General features: G+C 46.1%; 22 protein-coding genes. 12 read left to right on the forward strand and 10 right to left on the reverse strand.

Going from position 1 to position 22,695, the window contains the following annotated elements; all coding sequences use genetic code 11:
- Positions 1 to 4: 4 nt before the first annotated feature.
- The 10 genes from A596_RS23780 to A596_RS00955 all read right to left on the reverse strand — a co-directional run bounded on the left by A596_RS23780 (position 5) and on the right by A596_RS00955 (position 10,411).
- A complete protein-coding gene (locus A596_RS23780; RefSeq protein ID WP_052417090.1) occupies positions 5 to 1,282 on the reverse strand; it encodes a sigma-54 interaction domain-containing protein in 1,278 nt (425 codons plus the stop codon).
- A 427-nt stretch (positions 1,283 to 1,709) separates the two neighbouring features.
- Positions 1,710 to 2,768: a sulfate/molybdate ABC transporter ATP-binding protein gene (locus tag A596_RS00920; RefSeq protein ID WP_039911966.1), complete on the reverse strand. Its 1,059-nt coding sequence runs from the start codon at positions 2,766 to 2,768 to the stop codon at positions 1,710 to 1,712.
- A gap of 68 nt (positions 2,769 to 2,836) precedes the next feature.
- Positions 2,837 to 3,730: a sulfate ABC transporter permease subunit CysW gene (gene cysW / locus A596_RS00925; protein WP_039911967.1), complete on the reverse strand. Its 894-nt coding sequence runs from the start codon at positions 3,728 to 3,730 to the stop codon at positions 2,837 to 2,839.
- Between the two features lie 2 nt (positions 3,731 to 3,732).
- Positions 3,733 to 4,617: a sulfate ABC transporter permease subunit CysT gene (cysT, locus tag A596_RS00930; protein ID WP_039911969.1), complete on the reverse strand. Its 885-nt coding sequence runs from the start codon at positions 4,615 to 4,617 to the stop codon at positions 3,733 to 3,735.
- Between the two features lie 124 nt (positions 4,618 to 4,741).
- A complete protein-coding gene (locus A596_RS00935; protein WP_039911970.1) occupies positions 4,742 to 5,752 on the reverse strand; it encodes a sulfate ABC transporter substrate-binding protein in 1,011 nt (336 codons plus the stop codon).
- 32 nt (positions 5,753 to 5,784) lie between these two features.
- On the reverse strand, positions 5,785 to 7,035 hold the full coding sequence (locus tag A596_RS00940) for a porin (RefSeq protein ID WP_039911971.1): 1,251 nt from the start codon (positions 7,033 to 7,035) through the stop codon (positions 5,785 to 5,787).
- Between the two features lie 105 nt (positions 7,036 to 7,140).
- The gene (locus A596_RS00945; protein WP_039911972.1) at positions 7,141 to 7,332 is read right to left on the reverse strand and encodes a YezD family protein; all 192 of its coding nucleotides are present in this window, start codon (positions 7,330 to 7,332) and stop codon (positions 7,141 to 7,143) included.
- Positions 7,333 to 7,533: 201 nt separating this feature from the next.
- On the reverse strand, positions 7,534 to 8,802 hold the full coding sequence (locus A596_RS00950) for a porin (protein WP_039911973.1): 1,269 nt from the start codon (positions 8,800 to 8,802) through the stop codon (positions 7,534 to 7,536).
- Positions 8,803 to 8,914: 112 nt separating this feature from the next.
- Positions 8,915 to 9,091, reverse strand: a complete 177-nt coding sequence (locus A596_RS22515) for a YezD family protein (protein ID WP_084127872.1) — start codon at positions 9,089 to 9,091, stop codon at positions 8,915 to 8,917.
- A 312-nt stretch (positions 9,092 to 9,403) separates the two neighbouring features.
- The gene (locus A596_RS00955; RefSeq protein ID WP_039911975.1) at positions 9,404 to 10,411 is read right to left on the reverse strand and encodes a sulfate ABC transporter substrate-binding protein; all 1,008 of its coding nucleotides are present in this window, start codon (positions 10,409 to 10,411) and stop codon (positions 9,404 to 9,406) included.
- 982 nt (positions 10,412 to 11,393) lie between these two features.
- Between A596_RS00955 and A596_RS00960 the strand changes: the two genes are divergently transcribed.
- The 12 genes from A596_RS00960 (at position 11,394) to A596_RS01015 (ending at position 22,673) form a co-directional block, all read left to right on the forward strand.
- On the forward strand, positions 11,394 to 13,541 hold the full coding sequence (locus A596_RS00960) for a protein-disulfide reductase DsbD family protein (protein WP_235425588.1): 2,148 nt from the start codon (positions 11,394 to 11,396) through the stop codon (positions 13,539 to 13,541).
- Between the two features lie 73 nt (positions 13,542 to 13,614).
- Entirely contained in the window at positions 13,615 to 14,238 is a 624-nt protein-coding gene (locus A596_RS00965) for a redoxin domain-containing protein (protein WP_039911976.1), read from the forward strand.
- Between the two features lie 460 nt (positions 14,239 to 14,698).
- Positions 14,699 to 15,697: an SMP-30/gluconolactonase/LRE family protein gene (locus tag A596_RS00970; protein WP_052417091.1), complete on the forward strand. Its 999-nt coding sequence runs from the start codon at positions 14,699 to 14,701 to the stop codon at positions 15,695 to 15,697.
- A 126-nt stretch (positions 15,698 to 15,823) separates the two neighbouring features.
- Positions 15,824 to 16,717: a dienelactone hydrolase family protein gene (locus A596_RS00975; RefSeq protein WP_039911978.1), complete on the forward strand. Its 894-nt coding sequence runs from the start codon at positions 15,824 to 15,826 to the stop codon at positions 16,715 to 16,717.
- 368 nt (positions 16,718 to 17,085) lie between these two features.
- The gene (locus tag A596_RS00980; protein ID WP_039911980.1) at positions 17,086 to 17,541 is read left to right on the forward strand and encodes a rhodanese-like domain-containing protein; all 456 of its coding nucleotides are present in this window, start codon (positions 17,086 to 17,088) and stop codon (positions 17,539 to 17,541) included.
- A 79-nt stretch (positions 17,542 to 17,620) separates the two neighbouring features.
- The gene (locus tag A596_RS00985) at positions 17,621 to 18,121 is read left to right on the forward strand and encodes a hypothetical protein (protein WP_052417092.1); all 501 of its coding nucleotides are present in this window, start codon (positions 17,621 to 17,623) and stop codon (positions 18,119 to 18,121) included.
- A 56-nt stretch (positions 18,122 to 18,177) separates the two neighbouring features.
- Positions 18,178 to 18,657 carry a DUF6644 family protein gene (locus A596_RS00990; RefSeq protein ID WP_039911981.1) on the forward strand — a complete coding sequence of 160 codons (480 nt, stop codon included), beginning with the start codon at positions 18,178 to 18,180 and terminating at the stop codon, positions 18,655 to 18,657.
- A gap of 92 nt (positions 18,658 to 18,749) precedes the next feature.
- The gene (locus tag A596_RS00995; protein WP_039911984.1) at positions 18,750 to 19,481 is read left to right on the forward strand and encodes a hypothetical protein; all 732 of its coding nucleotides are present in this window, start codon (positions 18,750 to 18,752) and stop codon (positions 19,479 to 19,481) included.
- 53 nt (positions 19,482 to 19,534) lie between these two features.
- Positions 19,535 to 20,137, forward strand: a complete 603-nt coding sequence (locus tag A596_RS01000) for a cytochrome c (RefSeq protein ID WP_052417093.1) — start codon at positions 19,535 to 19,537, stop codon at positions 20,135 to 20,137.
- A gap of 243 nt (positions 20,138 to 20,380) precedes the next feature.
- Positions 20,381 to 20,677 carry a DUF3649 domain-containing protein gene (locus A596_RS01005; RefSeq protein ID WP_200882831.1) on the forward strand — a complete coding sequence of 99 codons (297 nt, stop codon included), beginning with the start codon at positions 20,381 to 20,383 and terminating at the stop codon, positions 20,675 to 20,677.
- A 71-nt stretch (positions 20,678 to 20,748) separates the two neighbouring features.
- Positions 20,749 to 22,344, forward strand: a complete 1,596-nt coding sequence (locus A596_RS01010; RefSeq protein WP_039911985.1) for a PepSY-associated TM helix domain-containing protein — start codon at positions 20,749 to 20,751, stop codon at positions 22,342 to 22,344.
- Entirely contained in the window at positions 22,344 to 22,673 is a 330-nt protein-coding gene (locus A596_RS01015) for a DUF3325 domain-containing protein (protein WP_052417094.1), read from the forward strand. Before A596_RS01010 ends, A596_RS01015 begins: the two co-directional genes overlap by 1 nt.
- The last annotated feature ends 22 nt before the right edge of the window (positions 22,674 to 22,695 follow it).

Consider the following 22,695-nt stretch of genomic DNA (forward strand, 5'->3'; position numbering starts at 1 on the left):
GACATTAACTCGCAAAACTGGATTCCAATGACGATAAATCCTGTTCGTTATCCAGCGCATGATGGTCAATGTTTTTGCTAAACCCTGAATCCACCAGCAAACCATGGCGCTTTAACAGTGTGCGCATTACGTTGCGGGAAATTCCCAGCAAGGCAGATGCATGCACCTGGTTTGAACGCACATGGGAAAACGCTTCGTGCACAATTAAACTTTCCAGGTTATCAAAGTGATTGCCATTACCTTGCTCGCTAAACAAGCGACGCAATTGTTTGGCAATCGCTGTCATAGGATCATCGCTATCACCTGAACCTGTGCCGTTGGAATTGGCAGCATGGTTACCGAAGCCATTGGAATAATTACCACCGGAATATGGTGAAGTATTTATACCTTGCGGCGGTTGGTGTGCAAATTGCGGTGCATGCACTGGTTGCGCAACTTGTTGGAAATTGCTGCCTGTATTCCAGCCGCCGGTCACTTTTAAATGCGAGGCTTCAATTTTATCGCCGCTGGCGACCAGCAACGCAAAATGCACCACATTTTCCAACTCGCGAATATTACCAGGCCATCCATAGTGCAATAACAATTCAACCGCTTGCGGTGAAAATTGCGGCAGGCGATGCCCCATTTTTTGCGCGTAGGTTTTTAAAAAGTGTTCGGCCAATGGCATTACATCGCCCGGGCGTTCACGCAATGGTGGTAATTTTACGTGCGCAATATTAATGCGGTATAACAAATCGCGGCGGAAATGTCCGGCGGACACGGCGTAGTCCAAATCCACGTTGGTGGCAGCGACCAGGCGCACATTAACCGGAATCGATTTGCGCGAACCGATACGTACCACTTCTTTTTCCTGCAACACCCGCAAAAGTTTTACTTGCAAGGGCAAAGGCAGGTCGCCAATTTCATCGAGGAATAAAGTACCTTCATTGGCGGCTTCAAACCAACCTTCGCGTTTGCCCACCGCACCGGTAAATGCACCGGCTTCGTGACCAAACAATTCACTCTCTGCCAATTGATCGCTAATCGCGCCGCAGTTAACGGCAAGGAAAGGGCCTTTGCGTCCGCTTAATAGATGGATGTGGCGCGCGACCAATTCCTTACCAGTACCCGTTTCGCCACCAATCAACACTGGTGCCTCACTGGGTGCAATTCGCTCGATATATTCGAGCAGCGTTGCAGAGATAGGGTCGGAAAAGACCAAGGCTTTTGCCCTCACCGATAATGGTTGCGCATTGCCTCCTTCCAGGGATAAAAGAACCGGTTGTTTAAGTTCCTGGCTCACGATGATTCCTCAAAAAAAGTTTTTAGCCCAAATAGAGTTGTTATGACGTGTTGGTGTATCTAACCGTAATGACCGATTGTTAATTTTTTTGTAATGCTCTTAACTTTAATGCACGCTAACGTAACGCTAAAAAATAAGTATTAATTACTACTGGTAAATTTATGTAAGCATTCTATGCGTTAAATTGCACACTTAAGAAGGAATTTAAATCTATAAACTTATAACAAAATGAATAACGGAAAGAATCACTATAGACACGACAGATAAGGTGGTTTTTGGTGCAGGAAAAATGCAAGGCTGATGAAAAAATTGGCAAGTTGCTACAAAAAAGTACGTTTTCGATATTGTGAAAAGGGAGATCAATATTGCAACCAATAAAAAAGGCGGAGACTTTCGTCGCCGCCTTGAAGATACACAAGGGAAAATTTTACTTCTGCAAGAATATTTTGGAATTGGTAGGACGTGCAAACACTCGTGCACCCACACTGAGGTTAAGGGAACGTTCTTGCGCGCGCGGCAGTTCTACGTGCAATACATCGCTGTTGAGTTGATGTTGCAACTCAATGCGCAATACTGAACCTGCGGTACTGACATGAGCGACTTGCGCAGCAATTGCGCCATCGGTTGGTTGCTCGCTCAATTCAATATCATGCGGGCGCACGTAAGCAATCGCAGCCTGGTCGTTGATGCCATCGTGCTCCGGCGCAGGCAATTTATAATCGCCAATGTGCGCCCAGCCATCATTCACACGGCTATGGAATAAATTCACCTGGCCGATAAAGTCATACACAAACGGGCTGGCCGGATTGTTGTAAATATCGTCCGGTGTTCCAATTTGTTCGATCTGGCCTTTATTAAGCACCACAATTTTATCAGCTACTTCCATAGCCTCTTCCTGGTCGTGCGTTACAAAAATAGAGGTGATATGTAATTCATCGTGCAAGCGACGTAACCAGCGACGCAAATCCTTACGCACTTTTGCATCCAGTGCACCGAAAGGCTCATCCAATAATAAAACTTTAGGTTCAACCGCGAGCGCACGTGCTAACGCAATACGTTGGCGCTGGCCGCCGGATAATTGGTGCGGGTAGCGATCTGCCAACCAATCCAGTTGTACCAACTCCAGTAATTCATGCACACGTTTGTTGATAAATTCTTTGCTCGGGCGCGTTTCTTTCGGGCGCACGGTTAAACCAAACGCAACGTTATCGAATACTGTCATGTGGCGGAACAGGGCGTAATGCTGGAATACGAAACCGACATTGCGCTCGCGTACGTGTACATTGGTTGCGTCTTCACCGTGGAAAAGTACGCTGCCTGCATCCGGATTTTCCAGGCCGGCAATAATGCGCAGCAATGTTGTTTTTCCGCAACCTGATGGGCCGAGCAGGGCAACCAGTTCGCCAGTGGGGAAATCCAGTGAAACGTTATTTAACGCCGTAAAATTACCAAAATGTTTGTGTAGGTTGCGGACTTGAATGCTCATAGAGTTTTCTCGTTAATTAAGAGTTCGCGCAAATAAATCGACTATTTTCGTTGGTTACTGTTCAGTGGTTATTGAGCACTTGCTGCACGTACGGCCAGCTCATGTTCACGCGCTGCTTTCCATTCCAGCAGGCTCTTCAATACCAGTGTTACCAATGCCAACAGTGCTAACAGCGATGCGACAGCAAAAGCGGCAGCGAATTGATATTCGTTGTACAAAATTTCGATATGCAACGGCAATGTATTGGTTTGTTCGCGAATTTTTCCGGACACCACACTCACCGCACCAAATTCACCCATTGCTCGCGCATTACACAAAATCATGCCGTAGAGCAGGGCCCATTTCACCGAGGGCAAGGTCACTCGCCAAAACATTTTCCAGCCGCTGGCCCCCAGTGTAATCGCAGCTTCTTCTTGTTCTTTGCCTTGCTCTTGCATCAGCGGAATCAATTCGCGCGCAACAAACGGGAAAGTAATAAATACAGTAGCGAGCACTATGCCGGGTACGGCAAACATAATTTGGATATCGTGTTCACCCAGCCATGGGCCAAAAAACCCCTGGCGACCAAACAACAACATATAAATCAAACCGGCAATAACGGGGGAAACGGCAAACGGTAAATCGATCATGGTGATAACAAATTGCTTGCCACGAAAATCAAATTTGGCGATTGCCCATGCTGCTGCCAAACCAAAAATTACATTACAGGGGACTGCAATGCCCGCGGCGATAAGGGTTAGCTTTATCGCATGTGCAGCAGCAGGTTCGCTCACGGAAGCCAGATAAACATCGATACCTTTGGTAAAGGCTTCTTTAAAAACGACAACTAATGGCAAAAATAAAAATAGTGCTAGAAACGTTAACGCTGTGGTAATTAACACAATGCGTACCCAGGGGGCTTCACTAGTGGCAGCATGGGCCGTGCCGGTTTTACGATTTAATGATGAAACTGCGCCAGCCATAATCAGCCTCCTGTACGCTTGTGGCTCCAATGCTGGAGCAAGTTAATAAGTAATAATAAAACGAAAGAAAACACCAGCATAACCGTACCCAATGCTGCCGCACCGGCGTAATCGAATTGTTCCAGTTTGGTCATGATTAATAATGGGGTAATTTCAGTTTTATAAGGCATGTTACCGCTGATAAAAACAACGGAACCGTATTCGCCAATTGCGCGTGCAAATGCGAGTGCGAATCCGGTTAAGAGTGATGGTAATAGCGCAGGTAATAATACACGGCTAAAAGTTTGCCAGCGCGATGCGCCCAAACTTGCTGCCGCTTCTTCAACTTCAGATTCGAGATCGGCCAGGACTGGTTGTACTGTTCGCACCACAAATGGCAGCCCGATAAACGTTAGCGCAACAGTTACACCCAACCAGGTATAAGCAATTTTAATATCGGCGAGCCAAAACCATTGGCCAACCCAGCCTTTAGTGGTGTAAAGCGCAGTGAGTGCAATACCGGCTACAGCGGTGGGTAATGCAAATGGTAAATCCACTAAGGCATCAATAACGCGTTTACCAAAAAAATCGTAACGCACCAAAACCCACGCGACGATCAAACCAAAAAATAAATTAATACCAGCGGCTGTAAATGCAGCGCCAAAAGTAAGCCTGTAACTGGCAACTGAGCGTGGGTTGCTAATAACTTCCCAGAGTTCTGGCAAGCTTAGTTCCAATGATTTAAGTACAAGTCCTGCAAGTGGGATAAATACAATCAGACTGGCGTAAAGTGCGGCGAGTCCAAGTGATAAACCAAAACCCGGTAGCACCGATTTTTTCACCCAGCGTTTTTTTGCGCTCGGGACAGGCGACGCTGATGCCAGCGCCGTAGCGGTAATTTCACTCATGTACAACTCTCTAATTTAGTACCTGTGGTCAGGAAACTGGTTTTTAATCCCCTTAATTCCCGCCCCGACTTTCCCTTGGCTGCGTGCTGCGTTTCAAGGGAAAGGCCAGGGAGGGATTCAGAAATTACTGATAAATCTGATCGAAAATTCCACCGTCACCAAAGTGTTCTGGTTGCGCTTTTACCCAGCCACCGAAATCTTCGATGGTAACCAGATCCAGTTTCGGGAAGGTTTTTGCGTAAGCTTCAGCAACTTGTGGATCGCGTGGGCGGTAATAATTTTTTGCAGCGATGTTTTGGCCTTCTTTAGTGTAGAGATATTGCAAGTAAGCCTTGGCAACTTCAGTAGTACCGTTGGCTTTTGCATTTTCATCAACAACCGCTACAGATGGCTCGGCAAGGATTGAAATACTGGGAACAACAATTTCGACTTCATCTTCACCCAATTCATTAACCGCCAGGAATGCTTCGTTTTCCCAGGTAATCAATACATCACCAATTCCGCGTTGTACGAAGGTCGTGGTTGAGCCGCGGGCACCGGTATCCAGAACAGGCACATTTTTATAAAGATCGCGCAAAAATGCTTGTGCACCGGCTTTATCTTTACCTTGTTTCTTTTCAGCAAACGCCCAGGCTGCCAAATAATTCCAGCGTGCACCGCCCGAGGTTTTCGGGTTTGGCGTAATTACTTCTACACCTTTTTTGACCAGGTCATCCCAATCTTTAATGTGTTTGGGATTGCCTTTGCGTACCAGGAATACAATGGTAGATGTGTAAGGTGCAGAGTTGTTTGGCAACTTGGTAACCCAGTCTTTTGGCAATAAGTTACCGATGCTGGAGATAGGGTCAATGTCACCCGCCAGTGCAAGGGTAACTACGTCTGCTTTCAAACCGTCGATTACTGAGCGCGATTGTGCACCTGAACCACCGTGTGATTGATCCACATGGACGTTATCGCCGGTTTTTTCTTTCCAGTGTTTAGCAAAAGCGGCGTTGAACTCGCGATAAAGTTCGCGTGTCGGGTCATAGGATACGTTTAACAAATTGATATCTTTGGCCAGTACGCTGCCGGACAGCAAACTGGCTGCGATAATCGCCGCTGCTGATTTACCAATGGATCGTGCGCTAAATTTCATAATGTTTTGCTCTCTGAAAAATATTGTAAGAATTAGAAACGGAAATCAAAACCCAATGCCGATGCGGTATCGGTAGTGGCTTTAGTGCTGATTTTTTCATCGCCTTCTACTTCAACGCTGGCAACCGTGGCAAACACGCGCGCATTCGGGTTGAAGTTGTAATCCAGGCCAATAATCACACCTTCCAGGTCAACATCTTTATAAGCAGCGTTGGTTGGTGTGGTGGTGGAATTTGCGTATTGGATTTTTGCCAACCATGGGCCAGCAATTTTCCACTGCGCGTTAACGATAAAACCGTCCTGTTCTTTAAAGGCATTACCAGCAGCACCATCCCATTCACTGAGTGGGTTCAAGCCATTTTGTGCGCCCAGTGTTGTGCCGTTAGTACCTACGAATGTAGAAAGTCCACCCAATGAATCTACATCGTCGTGTGCTTCTGCGGTTTGATAAATACCACCAAATTTAAATGGACCAACAGTGAATTCACCTACTGCGCGAATTGCATCCGTGGTAGCAATGTTTGAGTCAACACCCACACCCACATACCATTTGGCTTTACCGTACGTGATGGATGCAGATTTGCCGGATGCAAAATCGTTATCGTCCTGTTGGTTGGTTCCGCTCACAGGAACACCGGTTTCTTCAGCACTGATTGCCGCGATGTTTACTTCAAGGCCGCCAAACCAAATGGGCGAGGTGTATTGGATTACGTTATCCGGACGGTTTTCACCGACAATATAGGTACCGATATCGCCCAACGGGGAATCGTTAAAACGGTCTAGGTCGGTACGCAATACCGGGTTGGTTTGCAAGGTTTTTAACGGGCTATCGTTTTTGCCCACTAAAATCGAACCCCAACTGCCGCGCAATCCACCGAAAATATTACGCTGGGTCAGTTCGCGACCATTGGCATTGGTGCCGTTATCAACGTCAATACCGTATTCCAGGCGGTAAAAAACCTGCACGCTGGAAGTCGCATCAAAATCACCTTGCACACCCAGGCGTGAGCCGGTGCTTTCCAGTGCAAAAGTGTCGAGTTCGGTCGTCACACCGGTTGCGCCAATGTGACGATAAGTTGTCGCGCCAGCAGCGGTAGGTGCGAAATCAATTTTTTCCAAATCGTATTGATTGGCTGTTAAATGAATTTTTCCGTACAGCGTAGGAAAGCCTGCAAATGCGTTGGCAGAAAGTGCGGTACCAACGAGCAATGCTAATGAATTATGTTTGAATCCTGTGCTTCTGACTTGTGATCGCACAACCGACCACTTGCTTTGAAATGACATGCTAATCTCCAGTTTTTCACAAATCACATCCGGTGGTCCGGTGAGTGGTATTTATTGATAGTTTTAAACAAAAATTTTTAAATTTTGTTGGCAAGTTGCACCGATTTATTTGGTGTTGACACCTTTTTCCCAGCGCTTTTTTTCACGCCGTTCAATCTGTACTACCTGCCCATTGTGAACCTGAATTTCCAACGAGCCGAATTGAATAAAAGCCAGCTGTTGTTTGATTTCTTCAAGAATTTCATCGGCAACATCGTTAGCGGATGGGCCTGCCTGCTCTGTGCGGTGAGTCCCCATAATGACCTCTTATTCATTTCCCCAGAGTAATTTCTGAAGTCTGGCGCCATCATAGGGTGCGCCCATTAAAACTAAAAATACTGATTTTTTATTAGCTTATAACAGTGCTTGGATGGCTATAGCATGCAAGGTATTATGGGGAATCAAACTGCATAACGCGTCCCTGCGTTGCGCTGTGAATTTGCCTGATGAGGTAAATTCCTAGAAGCGGAAATCAATACCCAGTGCAACGATATTGTCGGTGGTTGCCTTGGTGCTGATGGCTGCATCGCCTTGTGCTTCAACATCGGCGTAGTAACCGAAAATGCGTGTTGCATCATTCAATGCGAAATCAAGGCCCACTGCGATTGCGTCGAGATCTACATCGGAATAAGTGGTGTTGAGGGGAGTAGAAGTGCTGTTGGCGTATTGGAATTTGGCAGACCACGGGCCAGCAATTTTCCATACACCGTTGATTACATATCCATCTTGTTCTTTGTAAGCAGTGGTGCCGCCAGCGCCATCCCACTCGGCCAGAGGGTTAATACCGTTTTGTGCACCTACGGTTGTGGTGGTGGCGTTTACAAAGCTGGTAAAGCCGCCCAGTACGTCTTCGGCGTCGTGCGCTTCAGCTGTTTGGTAGATTGCACCCAGCTTGACCGGGCCGAAGGTCACTTCACCCACGATACGTGCTGCGTCGGTAGTCGCAACATTGTTCTCGTAAGCAGCACCGATAAACCAGCCAGTTTGGCCATAGCCGATAGATACGGATTGGCCAGAGGCAAAACCATTGTCATCTTGTTGGTTGGTCGCCGATTGTTCTACACCGGTTTCTTCCGCTTGCACAGCTGCCAGGTTAATTTCCAGGCCGCCCAACAGAATCGGAGAGGTGTACTGGATGACGTTATCAACGCGATTTTCACCAACCAGATAGGTACCAATGTCAGCCAATGGTGCTTCATTGAAGCGGTCAACATCCGTTTTTTGTACCGCAGGCACAAAGCTGTTTTTTACGATGGTGCCATTGCGACCGGCCAGTGAGCGCAAGGGAGTATCATTTTTACCGGCCAACAACGCACCCCAGCTGCCACGCAGGCCGCCAAAAATATTGCGTTGTACCAATTCACGGCCATTGCTGTTGGTGCCGTTGTCATAATCCACACCGTATTCCACGCGATAAAACACGTTCACGCCCGCTGCCGCATCAAAATCACCTTGTACACCCAAACGTGAGCCGATGCTTTCTACAGTGAAACTGTCCAGTTCGGTCGCAACATTGGTTGCACCCACATTGCGATAAGTGGTCGCACCAGCAGCGGTGGGTGCGAAATCAATTTTTTCAAAATCGTATTGGCCGGCAGTAACTTGTACTTTGCCGTACAGGGTTGGGAATCCAGCGAAAGCGTTGACCGATAACGCCAGGCCCAGGGCAGTGAAAAGGGTCTTGCGCGGAAAGCGTGTTGAGGCCACGGCGTGAGTAAATAATGACATGCTAATCTCCGAAAAATGATTGTCACAGCCGGTTATCCGGTCAGTGTTTTATTTAAGTCTTATTAATAAAAAATATTGAACAAAGATGAAGCGGTTAAAAAACTCACTGGAACTAACGGGCATTAACGCCTTTATCCCAACGCTTTTTCTCACGGCTTTCCAATTGCACGACTTGACCGTTGTGGATTTGGATTTCCACGGAACCGTAACGAATATGTGCCAGCTGACGTTTAATTTCGGCTAGTACATCTTCAATACCGGTGGCGATTTCTGGACGATGGGTTCCCATAACAAACCTCGCAGGAAATTAGTCTGTGCGTTATCCAGGAACATAATTTCCTGAATTCGGCGCAATCATAGGGACGATGGTTATAAACGAAAAATACTGATTTTTTATTAGCTTATAACGAAGTTTTTTGTTGCAGGACGAAAAGCTTATTTATAAACAGATAGATGTTTTAAAATCAGCAAAAATGAAAATTTAATGTTTAAAAAACAACACTCGCGCTATGCGAGTGTTGTTATCGACTGATTTTTATACGGGATGAAAATTGGCGGTGAACGAAATTTTTATCCTGTATAAAGCGTGCAATCGGAGTTATTACGATTTTGGAGATTCGTAAATCTTGTCAAACACACCACCGTCACCAAAGTGTTGTGGTTGGGCTTTATCCCAGCCGCCGAAATCGGCAATGGTAGTGAACTCAATGGTTGGGAAATTCTTGGCAAATGCTTTGGCAACTTGCGGATCGCGTGGGCGGTAGAAGTTTTTAGCTGCGATTTCCTGGCCTTCTTTGGTGTAAAGGTATTTCAGGTAAGCTTCGGCAACTTCAGTGGTGCCTTTAGCTGCCGCGTTTTTGCTAACAACTGCCACTGGTGGCTCTGCCAGGATAGAAATTGAAGGATAAACAATTTCAATTTCATCGCTACCTGCTTCCTGGATTGCCAGATGGGCTTCATTTTCCCATGCAAGCAAAACATCACCGATGCCGCGTTGTACGAAGGTAGTGGTTGAGCCGCGAGCACCTGAATCCAGTACCGGGACATTTTTATAAAGCTTTTTCACAAACTCTTGTGCTGCGGTATCCGAGCCTTCTTTCTTTTTGGCGTAAGCCCAGGCTGCCAGGTAATTCCAGCGCGCACCGCCAGACGTTTTCGGGTTTGGTGTAATGACTTCAACACCGGATTTCACCAGGTCATTCCAGTCTTCAATTTTTTTCGGGTTACCTTTGCGTACTAAAAACACAATGGTTGATGTATAGGGTGCGCTGTTGTTTGGCAGCAGTGATGCCCAGTTGTCCGGAAGCAGTTTGCCATTTTTAGCGAGAGGGCTGATATCGCCCGCTAACGCTAGGGTTACTACGTCTGCCTTAAGGCCATCCAATACGGCGCGCGCCTGGCTGCCAGAGCCACCGTGGGATTGCTCTACTTTTACATCGTCACCGGTTTTTGCTTTCCAGTGTTTTGCAAACGCAGTATTAAATTCGCGATAAAGCTCGCGGGTTGGATCGTAAGATACGTTAAGCAAGGTCACTTCTTTTGCGAAGCTCGCTGAACTGAGTAATAAGGTTGCCGCAAAGAGCGCCGCTTTTTTACTAAACAATTTCATAAAAATTCCTTAGGGCAATTCGGCAAATAAATGCCAACAGATTAATGACGTAGACTAATAATTAACGGATAGCTGTCCTTGCTGAAAAACCTGCGTACCTCCTTCGTTAATCTCGTTATAGCCAGATCTGTGCCAGTCATTCATGCGACAAAAATCTGTGTAAATAAAAACACTTTGTTTTAAATGACAAACCAAAAAGAATAAGTAGTTGTGGCGCTGTTTCAAGCGGCGATTGATTAAATCAACACCATAAAAATCAATTCACTAAAAGAAATTTTTAAAATTTTATCAATGCCGTATTTTTGAATAAGCGTTAATGGGTTGGCTATAAGCCTGTTCAAAAGCAAACTTTATGGAGGGGATTGCTTGTTGAATTAAAAGCAATGATGAATAATTTTTGTTGAATAGATAACACTGTTCTTGCGCTCTCAGCTGCGCAGGCCGCGCTGATATTCGAACATTTTTTTATGCTGAACGGATAATCTGTGGCTTTTGCCACAATCCATCCAGCGCACCAGGGCGTAATGAATGTTGTCGGTCCGCATAGCGTGAGATCAGCGCTCCCGAGCTGTACTTGATATCCGCTAATGCATTGCCTGGCGGTATAACATTTCCAAAACCCTTAAAAAAGCAAGGGCGTTTTCGCGCAGCAAGTAATGTGAATTTTTGTTAATCCGGAAACTTTTTCTGGTTAAAAATCTCGATTCAGGGTAATCCTTGTTAGGTTCTGCCTGGTGCGTTCATAATTCACAACCAATAAAAAAGTATTATTGTATTTCTCATAGTTAAGCAGATGCCCATAGCGACCAACTGATTGGAGCTGTTAAGTTATCGAGGCTAATCAGTTATCGAGGCTAATCAGTTATCGAGGCTAATCAGCCATCGGGGTGAATCAGGTCATTGGGGTGAATCAGCTCATTGGGGTGAATAGTCACTAAAACCCGTTTATTAAAAATTCACAGATATAAAGAAGAGAGCTGGAATGTTATCCGGAGTTGGAAAATATTTACGTGTGTTTCGGGGTATGGCCTTTGTGTGGCTGTTATCAGGCGCTGCTGTTGCTCATAGCCAGCAAGGTGCCCAGGCTGACAGGGCAGCAACACCACAGGTTGAGGCGCAACTGGTTGCATCTGTAAATGCCGTAGTTCCCGGGAGTGAAATATATTTAGGTGTTAACCAGAAGATTATTCCGCACTGGCATACCTACTGGATTAACCCGGGTGATTCCGGTAATGCCACTACTATCAGTTGGACGTTGCCTGAAGGTGCATCTGCGAGCGACATTATTTGGCCTGCACCCGGCCGTTTTTCTATGGGGCCGATCACCAATTACGCCTATGAAAACAGTGTCACGCTATTGAGTAAAATTTCTGTTCCATCTTCTATTGCAGTAGGTGATACGTTTACCGCGCGCGCGCTGGTGGATTGGTTGGTATGTGCGGAGGAGTGTATTCCGCAGCAAGTCGAATTAGCTTTGTCTTTGCCTGTTGTCGGTAATGCAAATGAAACGGGCGAAGGTAGTCCACTGATTGCCGAAGCGCAGGCACAAGTACCTGTTGCGAGCCCATGGGAAGTGACTGCGCAACAAAGTGCAATTGATCCCGAGACGGCACAAGGCAAATTGCAATTGCAAGTGGCTTTATCGAAAGATCAACAGGCACAGGTGCAGGATATCTGGTTTTATCCTTACGACTGGGGGCGTATTCGCCAAAGCGATCTGCAACAACGTAAAAATTTAACCGATGTCATTCAATTGGAAATTCCTACCGGCGAAGCCCCCGCTGTTATAGGGGATAAGTTGACAGGCGTGTTGGTAATTAAAGAGCAACAAGGCATTGTGCGGGGTTATGAAATTAATGTTCCAGTGCAATCGCTTACAAGCAATCAAACTGCAGAAGGGTTTGCCATTGGATTTGCCAGTGCATTGTTGTTCGCGCTACTGGGGGGTGTGATTTTAAATTTAATGCCGTGCGTATTCCCGGTGTTGTCGATTAAAGCGTTATCGCTTGTCAGCCATTCCAATTATTCAACAGTAGAAATTCGTCGCCAGGGATATGTTTATACGTTGGGCGTATTGGCAAGTTTTGCAGTGCTGGCACTTTTGTTGATTGTGTTAAAAGCCGGTGGCAATCAGATAGGTTGGGGTTTTCAATTCCAATCCCCGATTTTTGTATTGCTAGTTGCCTATTTATTATTTGCAGTGGGTTTGAGTTTATCCGGTGTATTTTTTATTGGCGGTTCAGTGGCAGGTGTCGGTTCTTCATTGACAGAAAAACCCGGTTACAGTGGCAGCTTTTTCACCGGCGTGCTGGCAACCGTGGTCGCGACACCTTGCACCGCACCTTTTATGGCGGCCGCGCTGGGTTACGCCGTTGCACAGCCGCCGCTGAAATTGCTCGCAATATTTTTAAGCCTTGGTTTAGGTCTGGCGTTGCCGTATTTGTTGTTGAGCTGCTGGCCGCGTTTGCAACGTTGGTTGCCGCGTCCCGGATTGTGGATGGAGCGCGCCAAACAATTATTGGCATTTCCAATGTATGCCGCAGCTATTTGGCTGGTGTGGGTGTTAGTGCAACAAGCGGGTGTGGATGCGGTCATTATTGCGCTGGGTGGAATGTTACTGATCGCTATAGCCGCCTGGCTTTATGACAGCACGCGCACCTCAACAGACGGAAAGCGTAACCTCGGTAATGCTTCGGTACTGGCATTGGTTTTGCTCGCTGTTGGATTTGGTGGAGTGCAAGTGAATTTACCCGCAAATGCTGCACAAAAGTCAGCAGCAGCGGATGCAAATTGGGAAGCGTACAGTGATGAGCGTTTGCAATCATTATTAGCGGAAGGCAAGCCGGTATTTTTAAATTTCACCGCATCCTGGTGTATCAGTTGCCTTGTGAATGAGCGCGTTGCATTGAGTACCGATGCAGTAAAAAAACAATTTCAACAACAGGGTGTCGTTTATTTAAAAGGGGATTGGACCAATAGAGACCCACAGATCACTGCATTCCTGAAAAAATTTAATCGCAGTGGTGTGCCGCTCTATGTGTTTTATCCTGCTGGACAGGCGGATAGCCCTAAAGAGTTGCCGCAAATCCTCACACCGGATTTGGTTGTTGCAGCGGTGAGCGGGCAATAAGTTTTTGTAACGTTGTTTTTAAATTATGTTTTAAATTTATGTTTTTTAATCCAGCAATCATAAGGAGTTTATTATGTCATTCCGTCAATCTGCAAAAGTTGCCCTGGCGAGCCTCGCCTTCGCATTGGTATCTACCCAGGTAGTTGCTGAACCCGTGGTCGATAAAGCGGCGCCGGCGTTTTCCGGTAAAGCGGCTGATGGTTCAACCATTAACCTGGCTGATTTAAAAGGTAAAACAGTAGTGTTGGAGTGGACCAACCACGATTGTCCTTATGTGGTAAAACATTACGATAAAAGCGGTAATATTCCTGCATTGCAAAAAGAAGCGGCAGAACAAGGCGTAGTCTGGTTACAAGTCATTTCTTCCGCACCGGGCAAGCAAGGTAATGTGGATGGAGCAACGGCAATCAGCCTGAATAAAAAGCGTGGTGCAACTCCAACTAACACTATTCTTGATCCGGAAGGCACCATCGGAAAACTCTATAACGCGCAAACCAGCCCGCATTTTTTCATTATTAATCCTGAAGGTACGTTGGTGTATAAAGGTGGTGTAGACAGTATTAAAACTGCTAACGAAGCAGATATTCCCAAAGCTAAACCTTACGTAAAAGAAGCGTTGGAAGCATTGGCTGCTGGTAAGAAAGTACCTAACCCCAGCACTGCACCTTACGGTTGCTCTATTAAATACGCCGGCTAATTATTCGATGTGTGTTGAAAAACGGGCCGCAATTGCGGCCCGTTTTTTTATCAGCAATCGACTGTTGCCATACCAGCATATCTATTTGTCACCTGCTTTAAAATAAACACTTTTCTTTTTTTCTGAAATAATAATTTTTGTGCTGACTTTAAAAAATATTATAAAAATCAAATGTTTAATTTTTTCTGCAATAAAAGTCACAATTCTTATGAAGCTGGCTCGATCCTTGCGATATCCACTTGCCGATTAATGACCGGCAAGGCGAACCCTATCGCCTTTGCCCGTGAAAGCCGGTTGCACTTGTTGCTCGACATGTTGTTTTTGCGGGCACAGGGACGGTAGCGACGCCTAACGCTAATCTTGACCGGCAAAGGCCCACAACACCGGAGCCGGTCCTTTTTCGGCCTTAATTCTGTTGCGATATTTTTATTTAAATTAAAGCCTTTGAGGAACCGGGTTTATGACGAATTTTCTTCCGCGTTTGCCAAATCCATTGGGCAAAGCCATTAAACATTTGGTTGCTGCTGCATTAGTTGCACCCGTATTAATTTCCAGTACAACGTTTGCTGTTGAAGCGAAAACCCCGGCAATTCCCGGTGTTGTTAATGCAGGCACGCCGGTACAATTTATCAAAGAAGGTTTTGAAGGGACTGAAGGCCCGATTGCCGCGCCGGATGGCAGTTTTTTATTTACCGAGACGCGCGCAAACCGTATTACCAAAATTGCACCAGACAATAGTATTTCTACCTTTCTGGAAAATTCAAACGGTTCCAATGGTTTGGCATTTGCGCCTAATGGTGACCTGATCACCGTGCAAGTCAACAATAACCAGGTGGGTATTGTGTATCCAAAAGGACGTGAAAAAGTTTTAGTAAAAGATTATGAAGGTCAAGCATTCCAACGCACCAACGATTTGGTGTTGGCAAAAAATGGCGGCATATATTTTACCGACAGTGGTCCTGGCCAGGATGTTAAAGCAGATCCAAAAACCGGTGTCTATTACATCAGTCCGGAAGGCAAAACCAAACGTGTTGTAGGTATCAACGAAATTGAACGCCCGAATGGTATTCAATTAAGTCGCGATGAAAAAACGTTATACGTTGCCAACACCGGTGGCGAATATGTGTTGTCATTTGCCATCAAGGCCGATGGCTCTTTAAGCGATCGTAAAAATTTTGCGAAAATCCCTAATGGCTTGCAAAAAAATGAACAGGGCGCATTGTCCAGTGGTGCCGATGGTTTGGCAATTGACGCGGATGGTCGCTTGTACGTAACGTCTAACACCGGTGTAGATGTGTTTGATGATAAAGGTAAATTCCTCGGCGGAATTCCTGTGCCGCACAAACCACAGAATATTGCTTTCGCTGGCAAAGATAAAAAGACCCTTTATATCGTAGGTCGCGGTGCGGCCTATAAGGTGAATGTATTAACTCCCGGTTTTGCCGGCCGTGTTAAATAATTTTTAGTTGTCGCTATTTAGTTGTCGCTATTTAGTTGTCGCTATTTAGTTGTCGCTATTTTAGTTGTCCCTATGTTGCTGGCAGTGTACCTGCCAGCTTTTTTAACACGATTCAGGGAGCCTGCAATGACTCGCAAAACGGCTGATGATTTTCACCCGGAAGTATTAAAACTTTTTGATCAATATGTCCACGGCCAGGCATCGCGCCGCGATTTTCTCACTGGTGCTGCCAGGTATGCAGCCCTTGCCGGTGTAACAGCTACTGGCTTGCTTGCTGCGTTGAGCCCGCAATTTGCCGAGGCGCAACAAATAAAACCGGATGATGCGCGCATTAACGCGACCTATGTAGAAATTGATTCTCCTAATGGTAATGGCAAAGTGCGTGGGTATTTGGTAAAGCCCGCGAAAGCGACCGGAAAATTACCAACCGTATTGGTGGTTCACGAAAACCGCGGCTTAAACCCGCATATTGAAGATATTACCCGCCGCATAGCGCTGGATAATTTTATCGCCTTCGCTCCTGATGCATTGTTTACGTTGGGGGGTTACCCTGGCGACGAAGAGAAAGCGCGTGAATTGTTCCAGAAACTGGATCAAACCAAAACCCAGGAAGATTTTGTTAACGCCGCACATTATCTGAAAAAATTGCCGGATGGGAATGGCAAGGTAGGTGTTGTTGGTTTCTGCTACGGCGGCGGAATCTCCAATTTCCTGGCGACGCGTTTACCGGATTTGGGGGCTGCTGTCCCATTCTATGGTCGTCAACCGGAAGCGGTCGATGTGCCGAAAATCAAAGCGCCTTTATTGATTCATTATGCCGGTGTTGATGAACGTATTAATGCCGGTTGGCCAGCTTATGAGGCGGCATTGAAATCAGCCAGGGTAAATTACCAGGCGTTTATCTACGAAGGCAGCCAGCACGGTTTTAACAACGATACAACACCACGCTTTGATGAAAAGGCAGCCAAATTGGCATGGGGCAGAACCATCGATTTTTTCAACAAACACCTGCGCGCTTAATATACGTCTTGTCGTTTTAAAAAAGCCCTCGCAACATTTTGCTGCGAGGGCTTTTTTATTGTGTCATTGATCTTCATGCACTGCTGTTGATATTTAATCATTTCTGTTTATTGGTTTTGCTGAAAAAGAAACAAGTTCATTCCTTGCTAATGTAATTCAAAAAAATCCCCGTTTCCCGATATTTCAAAAAATCCTTAAAAATCAAACTACTGAAACAAATCCGGGAATATTTGTAGAAAATTCAGCAGGAATATTACCGATGGTATGGCGCTTGCTCTAGTGAATTCATCCTGAAATTTTTCTGTGGCATTCCTGGCGGGATTGGTTTTCTGTCAGGCGTATTCTAATTTGGTTGAGGAATTGTTGTTATGAAGTTGATCGTGAAATTATTAGTAATCATTGCTGCCGTTATTGCGCCCGTGAGTTTTGCGCAAGACGCGGCACCTGCTACTAAATATGAAGCAAAAAGCCCAACGCTGAACCGTGCACAAATTGATAAGTTGTTAGCTAACCCGGAACAATTGGTATTTATCGATCTGCGTCGCCCGGATGAGTTAACCCGGATTGGTGGTTTCGCTGCATACCTCAGTATCCAATTGGCCGATTTGGAAAAAAACCTGGCATTCATCCCTAAAGATCGCACTATCGTCACCGTTTCCAATCACGCCGGGCGTGCGTTGCGTGGCGCAGATCTGCTGGCGGAAAAAGGTTTTAAGGTCGCTGGCGCTGCCGGTATTCAGGATTATGAAGAGGAAGGCGGCTGGGTGACGCGGATTGCTCCTCCTGTAAAGAAGGAATTTACAAATCTCTTTCCTAATGATTAATGCCATAGCACCAATTTAATTGCGTTAAATTTATTTGAATTGAATTGAATTGAATTGAATTGAGTTAAAGAGTTAAACGATGAGCGCCGCCGATGTACTGCAAACTATGTATGACTCACCGCTGGGAACTTCACTGGCAGAGTCTCTTTATGTATATCCACTCGTGGAAGGTGCTCACCTGTTGAGCCTCGCATTATCATTCGGATTGATTGTATTAACTGACCTGCGTTTAACAGGATTTATTTTTAAAACCTTGCCTGTTCATATATTGCTACACCAATTGCGCCCATGGTTAATAGGCGGGTTCACAATCACATTTGCAACCGGGATTCTACTAACGTTTGCGGCTGGTCCTGGATTGGTGGAGGCGCCCGTGTTTCCACTAAAACTGCTATTTATTTTTCTCGCCGGTTTGAACGCGCTTTGGTTTGAATTGAAATTTGGTCGCACTGCCAGTGAGTGGGGCACAGCAGCTGTTTTGCCAGCGGGTGCGCAAGTAGCGGGTTGGATCTCTTTGGTGAGTTGGAGCCTGGTGGTGATATTGGGTCGGTTGATTCCTTATCTTGATTCCGGTTATTGAGTTCAAAAAAACCAGCGATTTATTAAACAAGCTAATTAAAGCACCAAGAGATAGCGATGAGTACAGAAGCAATTTTCCAGGCAATTCAAAATAGCAGTATTGCTATATCGTTAGGTCAGGCGCCGTTGGTTTTTGGAATCCTTGCACAGCTGTTCCATATTGCTGGCCTGGTGTTGGTACTCACCTCGATCCTGTTGGTCAACTTGCGTTTATTAGGCGTTGGTTTAACGCATTTTACAGCTCCGCAATTAGCGAGCTACACCAAGCCATTTGTAATAACCGGCTTAATATTCCTGGTGCTATCCGGTGTGTTTATGTTAGCTCCAAGCGCGGCTTTGTATGCACCCAACCCTGCTTTCTGGTTCAAGATGAAATTATTTATAGTGGCATTAGCCATTCAATATTCGTTGTATCGCAAAGTAGCTGCGGCCGAAAATCCGCAGCGTTGGCTCGCAATTGTTACCGCGATTATTTCGCTATTGTTATGGTTCGGGGTAGGGCTGGCGGGCAGGGCAATTGGCTTTATGGCCGCCTGATAATTTCCGCAATAATTTTTATTTTAATTCATTAATAATTTTTAAATCATAACGAATCATTTTTAACCCTGAAAACCATAGAGGAAATACTGATGAAATTTAAAACCCTGGCCCTGTGTACCAGTTTATTATCTGCTGGTGTTGCATTTACCAGTTTGCCGGTAGTAGCACAAAACACAGCAGCAACCCCCCGCCCGCAGGCGCCCCAAATCAGCCCTGAAGAAGCGCTGCAAAAATTCAGTTTTTTTACGACCAGCGTAGGCCTGGGTAAAGGTGCAAACCTTGGTGGCCTTGCCGGTGCAGATGCGCATTGCCAGGCACTTGCCAAAGCGGCGGGTGCCGGTAATAAAACCTGGCGCGCTTATTTGAGCACGCAGGCTGCTGATGGCAAACCTGCAATTAACGCGCGTGATCGCATCGGGAAAGGTCCATGGTACAACGTAAAAGGTGCATTGATCGCGAATGATGTTGGCCATTTGCATGGCGATACGTTGGCGCAAGCACAATTGGGCAGCAACCTCACTCGCAACCAGGCGCTAACTGAAAAAGGCGAGCGCGTATTGGGTGCCGGTGATACTCCAAACCAGCACGATATTCTCACCGGTTCAAAAACAGACGGTACTGCATTTACCGATGCTGCTGATCACACCTGTAAGAACTACACCAGTACTGCAGCAGATGGTTCGGTACAGGTTGGTCACTTTGATCGCACCGGCGGCGGCAATGCTTCCTGGAACTCGGCGCATCCAAGCCGTGGTTGTGGCCAGGAAAACCTGGTAGCGACTGGCGGTGCCGGTTTGTTTTATTGCTTCGTCGCAAATTAATGTTGCCATTAATATTGTCGATGAATGTTAAAAGCAATTTGAGTTAATAATGTATGAAAGAAATGCAGCGTAAATGGGTTTTTATCGCAACGCTTGCGCTGTTAGTCGCAACGTCTGCTTGCACAAAGCAAACAGGCGTTGCCGCTCCATCGGAAAGCCCTAAGTCAACAGTGGCAGTTAACGTATCTGATTTCAAACTCACAGCAACCTTGCAGGAAATTATGCTGTCGGTAATTGATCCTAATATCGACCCCATCTGGAATTCCATTTCAACGGTTAGCACCGCAGAGGGTATAACGGAAGTTCGTCCTGAAACGGATGAGGACTGGGAAAAATTACGCAACCATGCAATTACCTTGCGGGAGGTTGCCAATCTATTAGTAATTCCTGGCCGCAAAGTGGCCCATCCGGAGGCTAGTACCTCTACGCATCACACCGAATTGCACGCTGAAGCGATCGAAGCATTAATTGTTGCCCAATGGCCGGTGTTTGTTCAGCGTGCCCATGCATTACAAGATGCAGCGGGTTTAGCAATCAGTGCGATTGATGAAAAAAATGTGGATCGACTGGAAGAAGCAGGTGGAATTATTGAACACACCTGCGAAAGCTGCCATTCACAATTCTGGTATCCGGATGATAAGCGTCCGACCAATTGATGTTGCGTTTATCACCATTCGGCTGTTGCGAATGGTGATTCCCTGTGTTTGCTTATCACCAATTTAAATTCCCGCCGTTGCGATGGCGTGTTGAATTTCAATCAGCATTTTTTGTTTTTCTTATTGGCACCGCTAATTTTCCCGGAGAATTTGATTAAAACGTCATTTATTCCGGCTGGCGCAATTGTTGCAAACTGCTGGAATATTTTGTGATGTACGGATTTATTTTACGGGGTATGTGCTATGGCAACTAATAAGAAATCCTCTGAAGAAGACGTGGCCCGTTATCGTTGGGAAGTAGCGGGTCGCTGCCTGATTGCGGTATTCGGTGGTTACCTGTTTACCATTGCACTCAGTATTTTTCTGACCCAGGTTTTGCCTATTGCTAAAAGCAGTGCAGTGATGACTGCCAATTTGCTTAGCTTTGCAATTTACACCATTGCGATTATTTGGGTTTTCTCAGTGAAGGAGTTTCGCCAACTCTGGTGGGGATTAACTGGCAGTGCGATTTTCTTTGCCTTCATACTGCTGTTGGTTTGATGCCTTGCACCCTTCCTTTGGTCTGCACATTTTTTAATTTTTAATCTAATAAAGTAATGAGGGCTTAATCGATGAAAAACGGATTTCGCCAATCTATGGCCTGGTTGCATACCTGGACCGGATTAGTCGTAGGTTGGGTATTATTTTTTGTGTTTGTCACCGGCAACCTCGGCCGCTTTGATACAGAGATTGATCAATGGATGAAGCCTGAAGTAATTCCGCAGGCGGTGCCACTCGCACAAGAAATTAGCGCAGCGCAGCAGCGATTAACACAACGGGGTGCAGGTGCAGAGCGCTGGACGATTTACCCTGCTACCAATCGCGATACACCTTATTTGCGCATTACCTGGGATACCGAGGTTAAACCCGGGCAAGCGCTAAAACGCGGTGAAGAATTTATTGATCCATCCACCGCAGCGCCGCTGGATACCCGTGCAACGGGCGGTGGTCAATTGCTCTATAAAATGCATTACGCCCTGGCATATATGCCGCGCTCAGTGAGCAATTGGATAATTGGTATTTGCAGCATGTTTATGCTAGTGGCAATTGTGAGCGGAGTCATTACCCATAAAAAAATCTTTACCGACTTCTTCACCTTTCGCCCGAATAAAGGCCAGCGTTCCTGGTTGGATCTTCATGCTGTATTAGCAGTACTAACGCTGCCATTCTTTTTTATGATCACCTATACCGGCCTGTTATTTTTCCTATCGACATTGGTGCCCGGAATTGTCGGTGCCAATTACGGGTTTGGCGAAAAAAATCGCCAACAATTTAATGATGAATTGGCAGCGCGCGAATATCGTTTGGAGCGTGCGGAAACACAGGTGCCATTAGTATCACTGAATCAAATTACCGCTGAAGCAGAACGTCGCTGGGGGGAAGGACAAGTACGTTCGGTGGAAATTCATTATCCTGGCGATCAACATGCACAAGCGATAGTGACTCGCCAGATTATTTCACCGCTGCGCTCTACGGAAGAGCTGGTATTTAATGCAACCAATGGTGAGCTCATTACCGAACAGCCAGCCACTACCGCCGCGCCGCGCACATTTTATGAAACTGTACAGGGTTTGCATGAAAGTTTATTTGCGGGTTGGTGGTTGCGTTGGTTGTATTTCTTTTCCGGCCTCGCCGGTGTTGCCATTATTGGTTCCGGTTTGATTTTATGGATCGTTAAACGCCGGCCAAAACAACTCAAGCAAGCTGAAGGCCCGGATTTCGGTCATCGTTTGGTGGAAGGTTTGAACGTCGGTACCATTGCCGGTTTGCATACGGCCATTGCCGCGTATTTTTTAGCGAATCGATTATTGCCGGTTGATTTGCCTGCGCGCAATGAGTGGGAAGTACACGTCATGTTTATTGTCTGGCTGATTGCGTTATTACATCCTGTGGTGCGTCCGATCAATCGCGCCTGGATCGAGCAACTCTGGGTTGCATCGGCGGCTTTCCTGTTGCTGCCTTTTGTAAATGCAATTACTACCGGGCGCGATTTATTCCAGAGTTTACAACAAGGTGATTGGGTGTTTGCAGGATTTGATCTAGTCGCAATTGCTACTGCTATTTTATTCGCAATTGCCGCCGTGAAATTACAACAACGTGAGCAACAACAAATAAATGCTCCCGTTAAAACTAAAGTAAACCGTGTTGCACAGGAGGCGAATGCCTGATGCTGGTATCTACGATTATTGTTTACATAGGCTTTGCATTGCTGGCACTGAATAAAAATCGTCACTTGCAACAAGTATGGCCGAGCCGTGAGTTACATGATGATGTAAGGCTCGCGCTGGATACTATCGGTTGGTTGCTATTGGCCGTTGCTGTTGTGTATCAGGTGTATAGCAGCGGGTTTGGCAACGGTTTGGTGGAATATACGGCGGTATTGAGCTTATCGGGATTATTACTGGTATTTCAATTCAGCTATTGGCCGCGCTCGGTATTGGCGATTGGTTTATTTGAAAATGCGATTGGAAAATTGTCGCCGGTCAGTAATAAATAGCAGCAAAATCTGGATCAGGAGT

The organism is Cellvibrio mixtus subsp. mixtus J3-8, assembly GCF_000766945.1.
GTDB classification, from domain to species: domain Bacteria; phylum Pseudomonadota; class Gammaproteobacteria; order Pseudomonadales; family Cellvibrionaceae; genus Cellvibrio; species Cellvibrio mixtus_A.

Excerpts from the sequence above, each read along its gene's own strand:
- A596_RS22515 (WP_084127872.1), bottom strand. The coding sequence starts at position 9,091 with ATGGGAACCCATCGTCCAGAAATCGCCACCGGTATTGAAGATGTACTA.
- cysW (WP_039911967.1), bottom strand. The coding sequence starts at position 3,730 with ATGGCTGGCGCAGTTTCATCATTAAATCGTAAAACCGGCACGGCCCAT.
- A596_RS00975 (WP_039911978.1), top strand. The coding sequence starts at position 15,824 with ATGACTCGCAAAACGGCTGATGATTTTCACCCGGAAGTATTAAAACTT.
- A596_RS00950 (WP_039911973.1), bottom strand. The coding sequence starts at position 8,802 with ATGTCATTATTTACTCACGCCGTGGCCTCAACACGCTTTCCGCGCAAG.
- cysT (WP_039911969.1), bottom strand. The coding sequence starts at position 4,617 with ATGAGTGAAATTACCGCTACGGCGCTGGCATCAGCGTCGCCTGTCCCG.
- A596_RS01000 (WP_052417093.1), top strand. The coding sequence starts at position 19,535 with ATGAAAGAAATGCAGCGTAAATGGGTTTTTATCGCAACGCTTGCGCTG.
- A596_RS01015 (WP_052417094.1), top strand. The coding sequence starts at position 22,344 with ATGCTGGTATCTACGATTATTGTTTACATAGGCTTTGCATTGCTGGCA.
- A596_RS00995 (WP_039911984.1), top strand. The coding sequence starts at position 18,750 with ATGAAATTTAAAACCCTGGCCCTGTGTACCAGTTTATTATCTGCTGGT.
- A596_RS00920 (WP_039911966.1), bottom strand. The coding sequence starts at position 2,768 with ATGAGCATTCAAGTCCGCAACCTACACAAACATTTTGGTAATTTTACG.
- A596_RS01010 (WP_039911985.1), top strand. The coding sequence starts at position 20,749 with ATGAAAAACGGATTTCGCCAATCTATGGCCTGGTTGCATACCTGGACC.
- A596_RS00970 (WP_052417091.1), top strand. The coding sequence starts at position 14,699 with ATGACGAATTTTCTTCCGCGTTTGCCAAATCCATTGGGCAAAGCCATT.
- A596_RS00955 (WP_039911975.1), bottom strand. The coding sequence starts at position 10,411 with ATGAAATTGTTTAGTAAAAAAGCGGCGCTCTTTGCGGCAACCTTATTA.
- A596_RS00940 (WP_039911971.1), bottom strand. The coding sequence starts at position 7,035 with ATGTCATTTCAAAGCAAGTGGTCGGTTGTGCGATCACAAGTCAGAAGC.
- A596_RS00965 (WP_039911976.1), top strand. The coding sequence starts at position 13,615 with ATGTCATTCCGTCAATCTGCAAAAGTTGCCCTGGCGAGCCTCGCCTTC.
- A596_RS00945 (WP_039911972.1), bottom strand. The coding sequence starts at position 7,332 with ATGGGGACTCACCGCACAGAGCAGGCAGGCCCATCCGCTAACGATGTT.
- A596_RS00960 (WP_235425588.1), top strand. The coding sequence starts at position 11,394 with ATGTTATCCGGAGTTGGAAAATATTTACGTGTGTTTCGGGGTATGGCC.
- A596_RS00990 (WP_039911981.1), top strand. The coding sequence starts at position 18,178 with ATGAGTACAGAAGCAATTTTCCAGGCAATTCAAAATAGCAGTATTGCT.
- A596_RS00980 (WP_039911980.1), top strand. The coding sequence starts at position 17,086 with ATGAAGTTGATCGTGAAATTATTAGTAATCATTGCTGCCGTTATTGCG.
- A596_RS00985 (WP_052417092.1), top strand. The coding sequence starts at position 17,621 with ATGAGCGCCGCCGATGTACTGCAAACTATGTATGACTCACCGCTGGGA.
- A596_RS00935 (WP_039911970.1), bottom strand. The coding sequence starts at position 5,752 with ATGAAATTTAGCGCACGATCCATTGGTAAATCAGCAGCGGCGATTATC.
- A596_RS01005 (WP_200882831.1), top strand. The coding sequence starts at position 20,381 with ATGGCAACTAATAAGAAATCCTCTGAAGAAGACGTGGCCCGTTATCGT.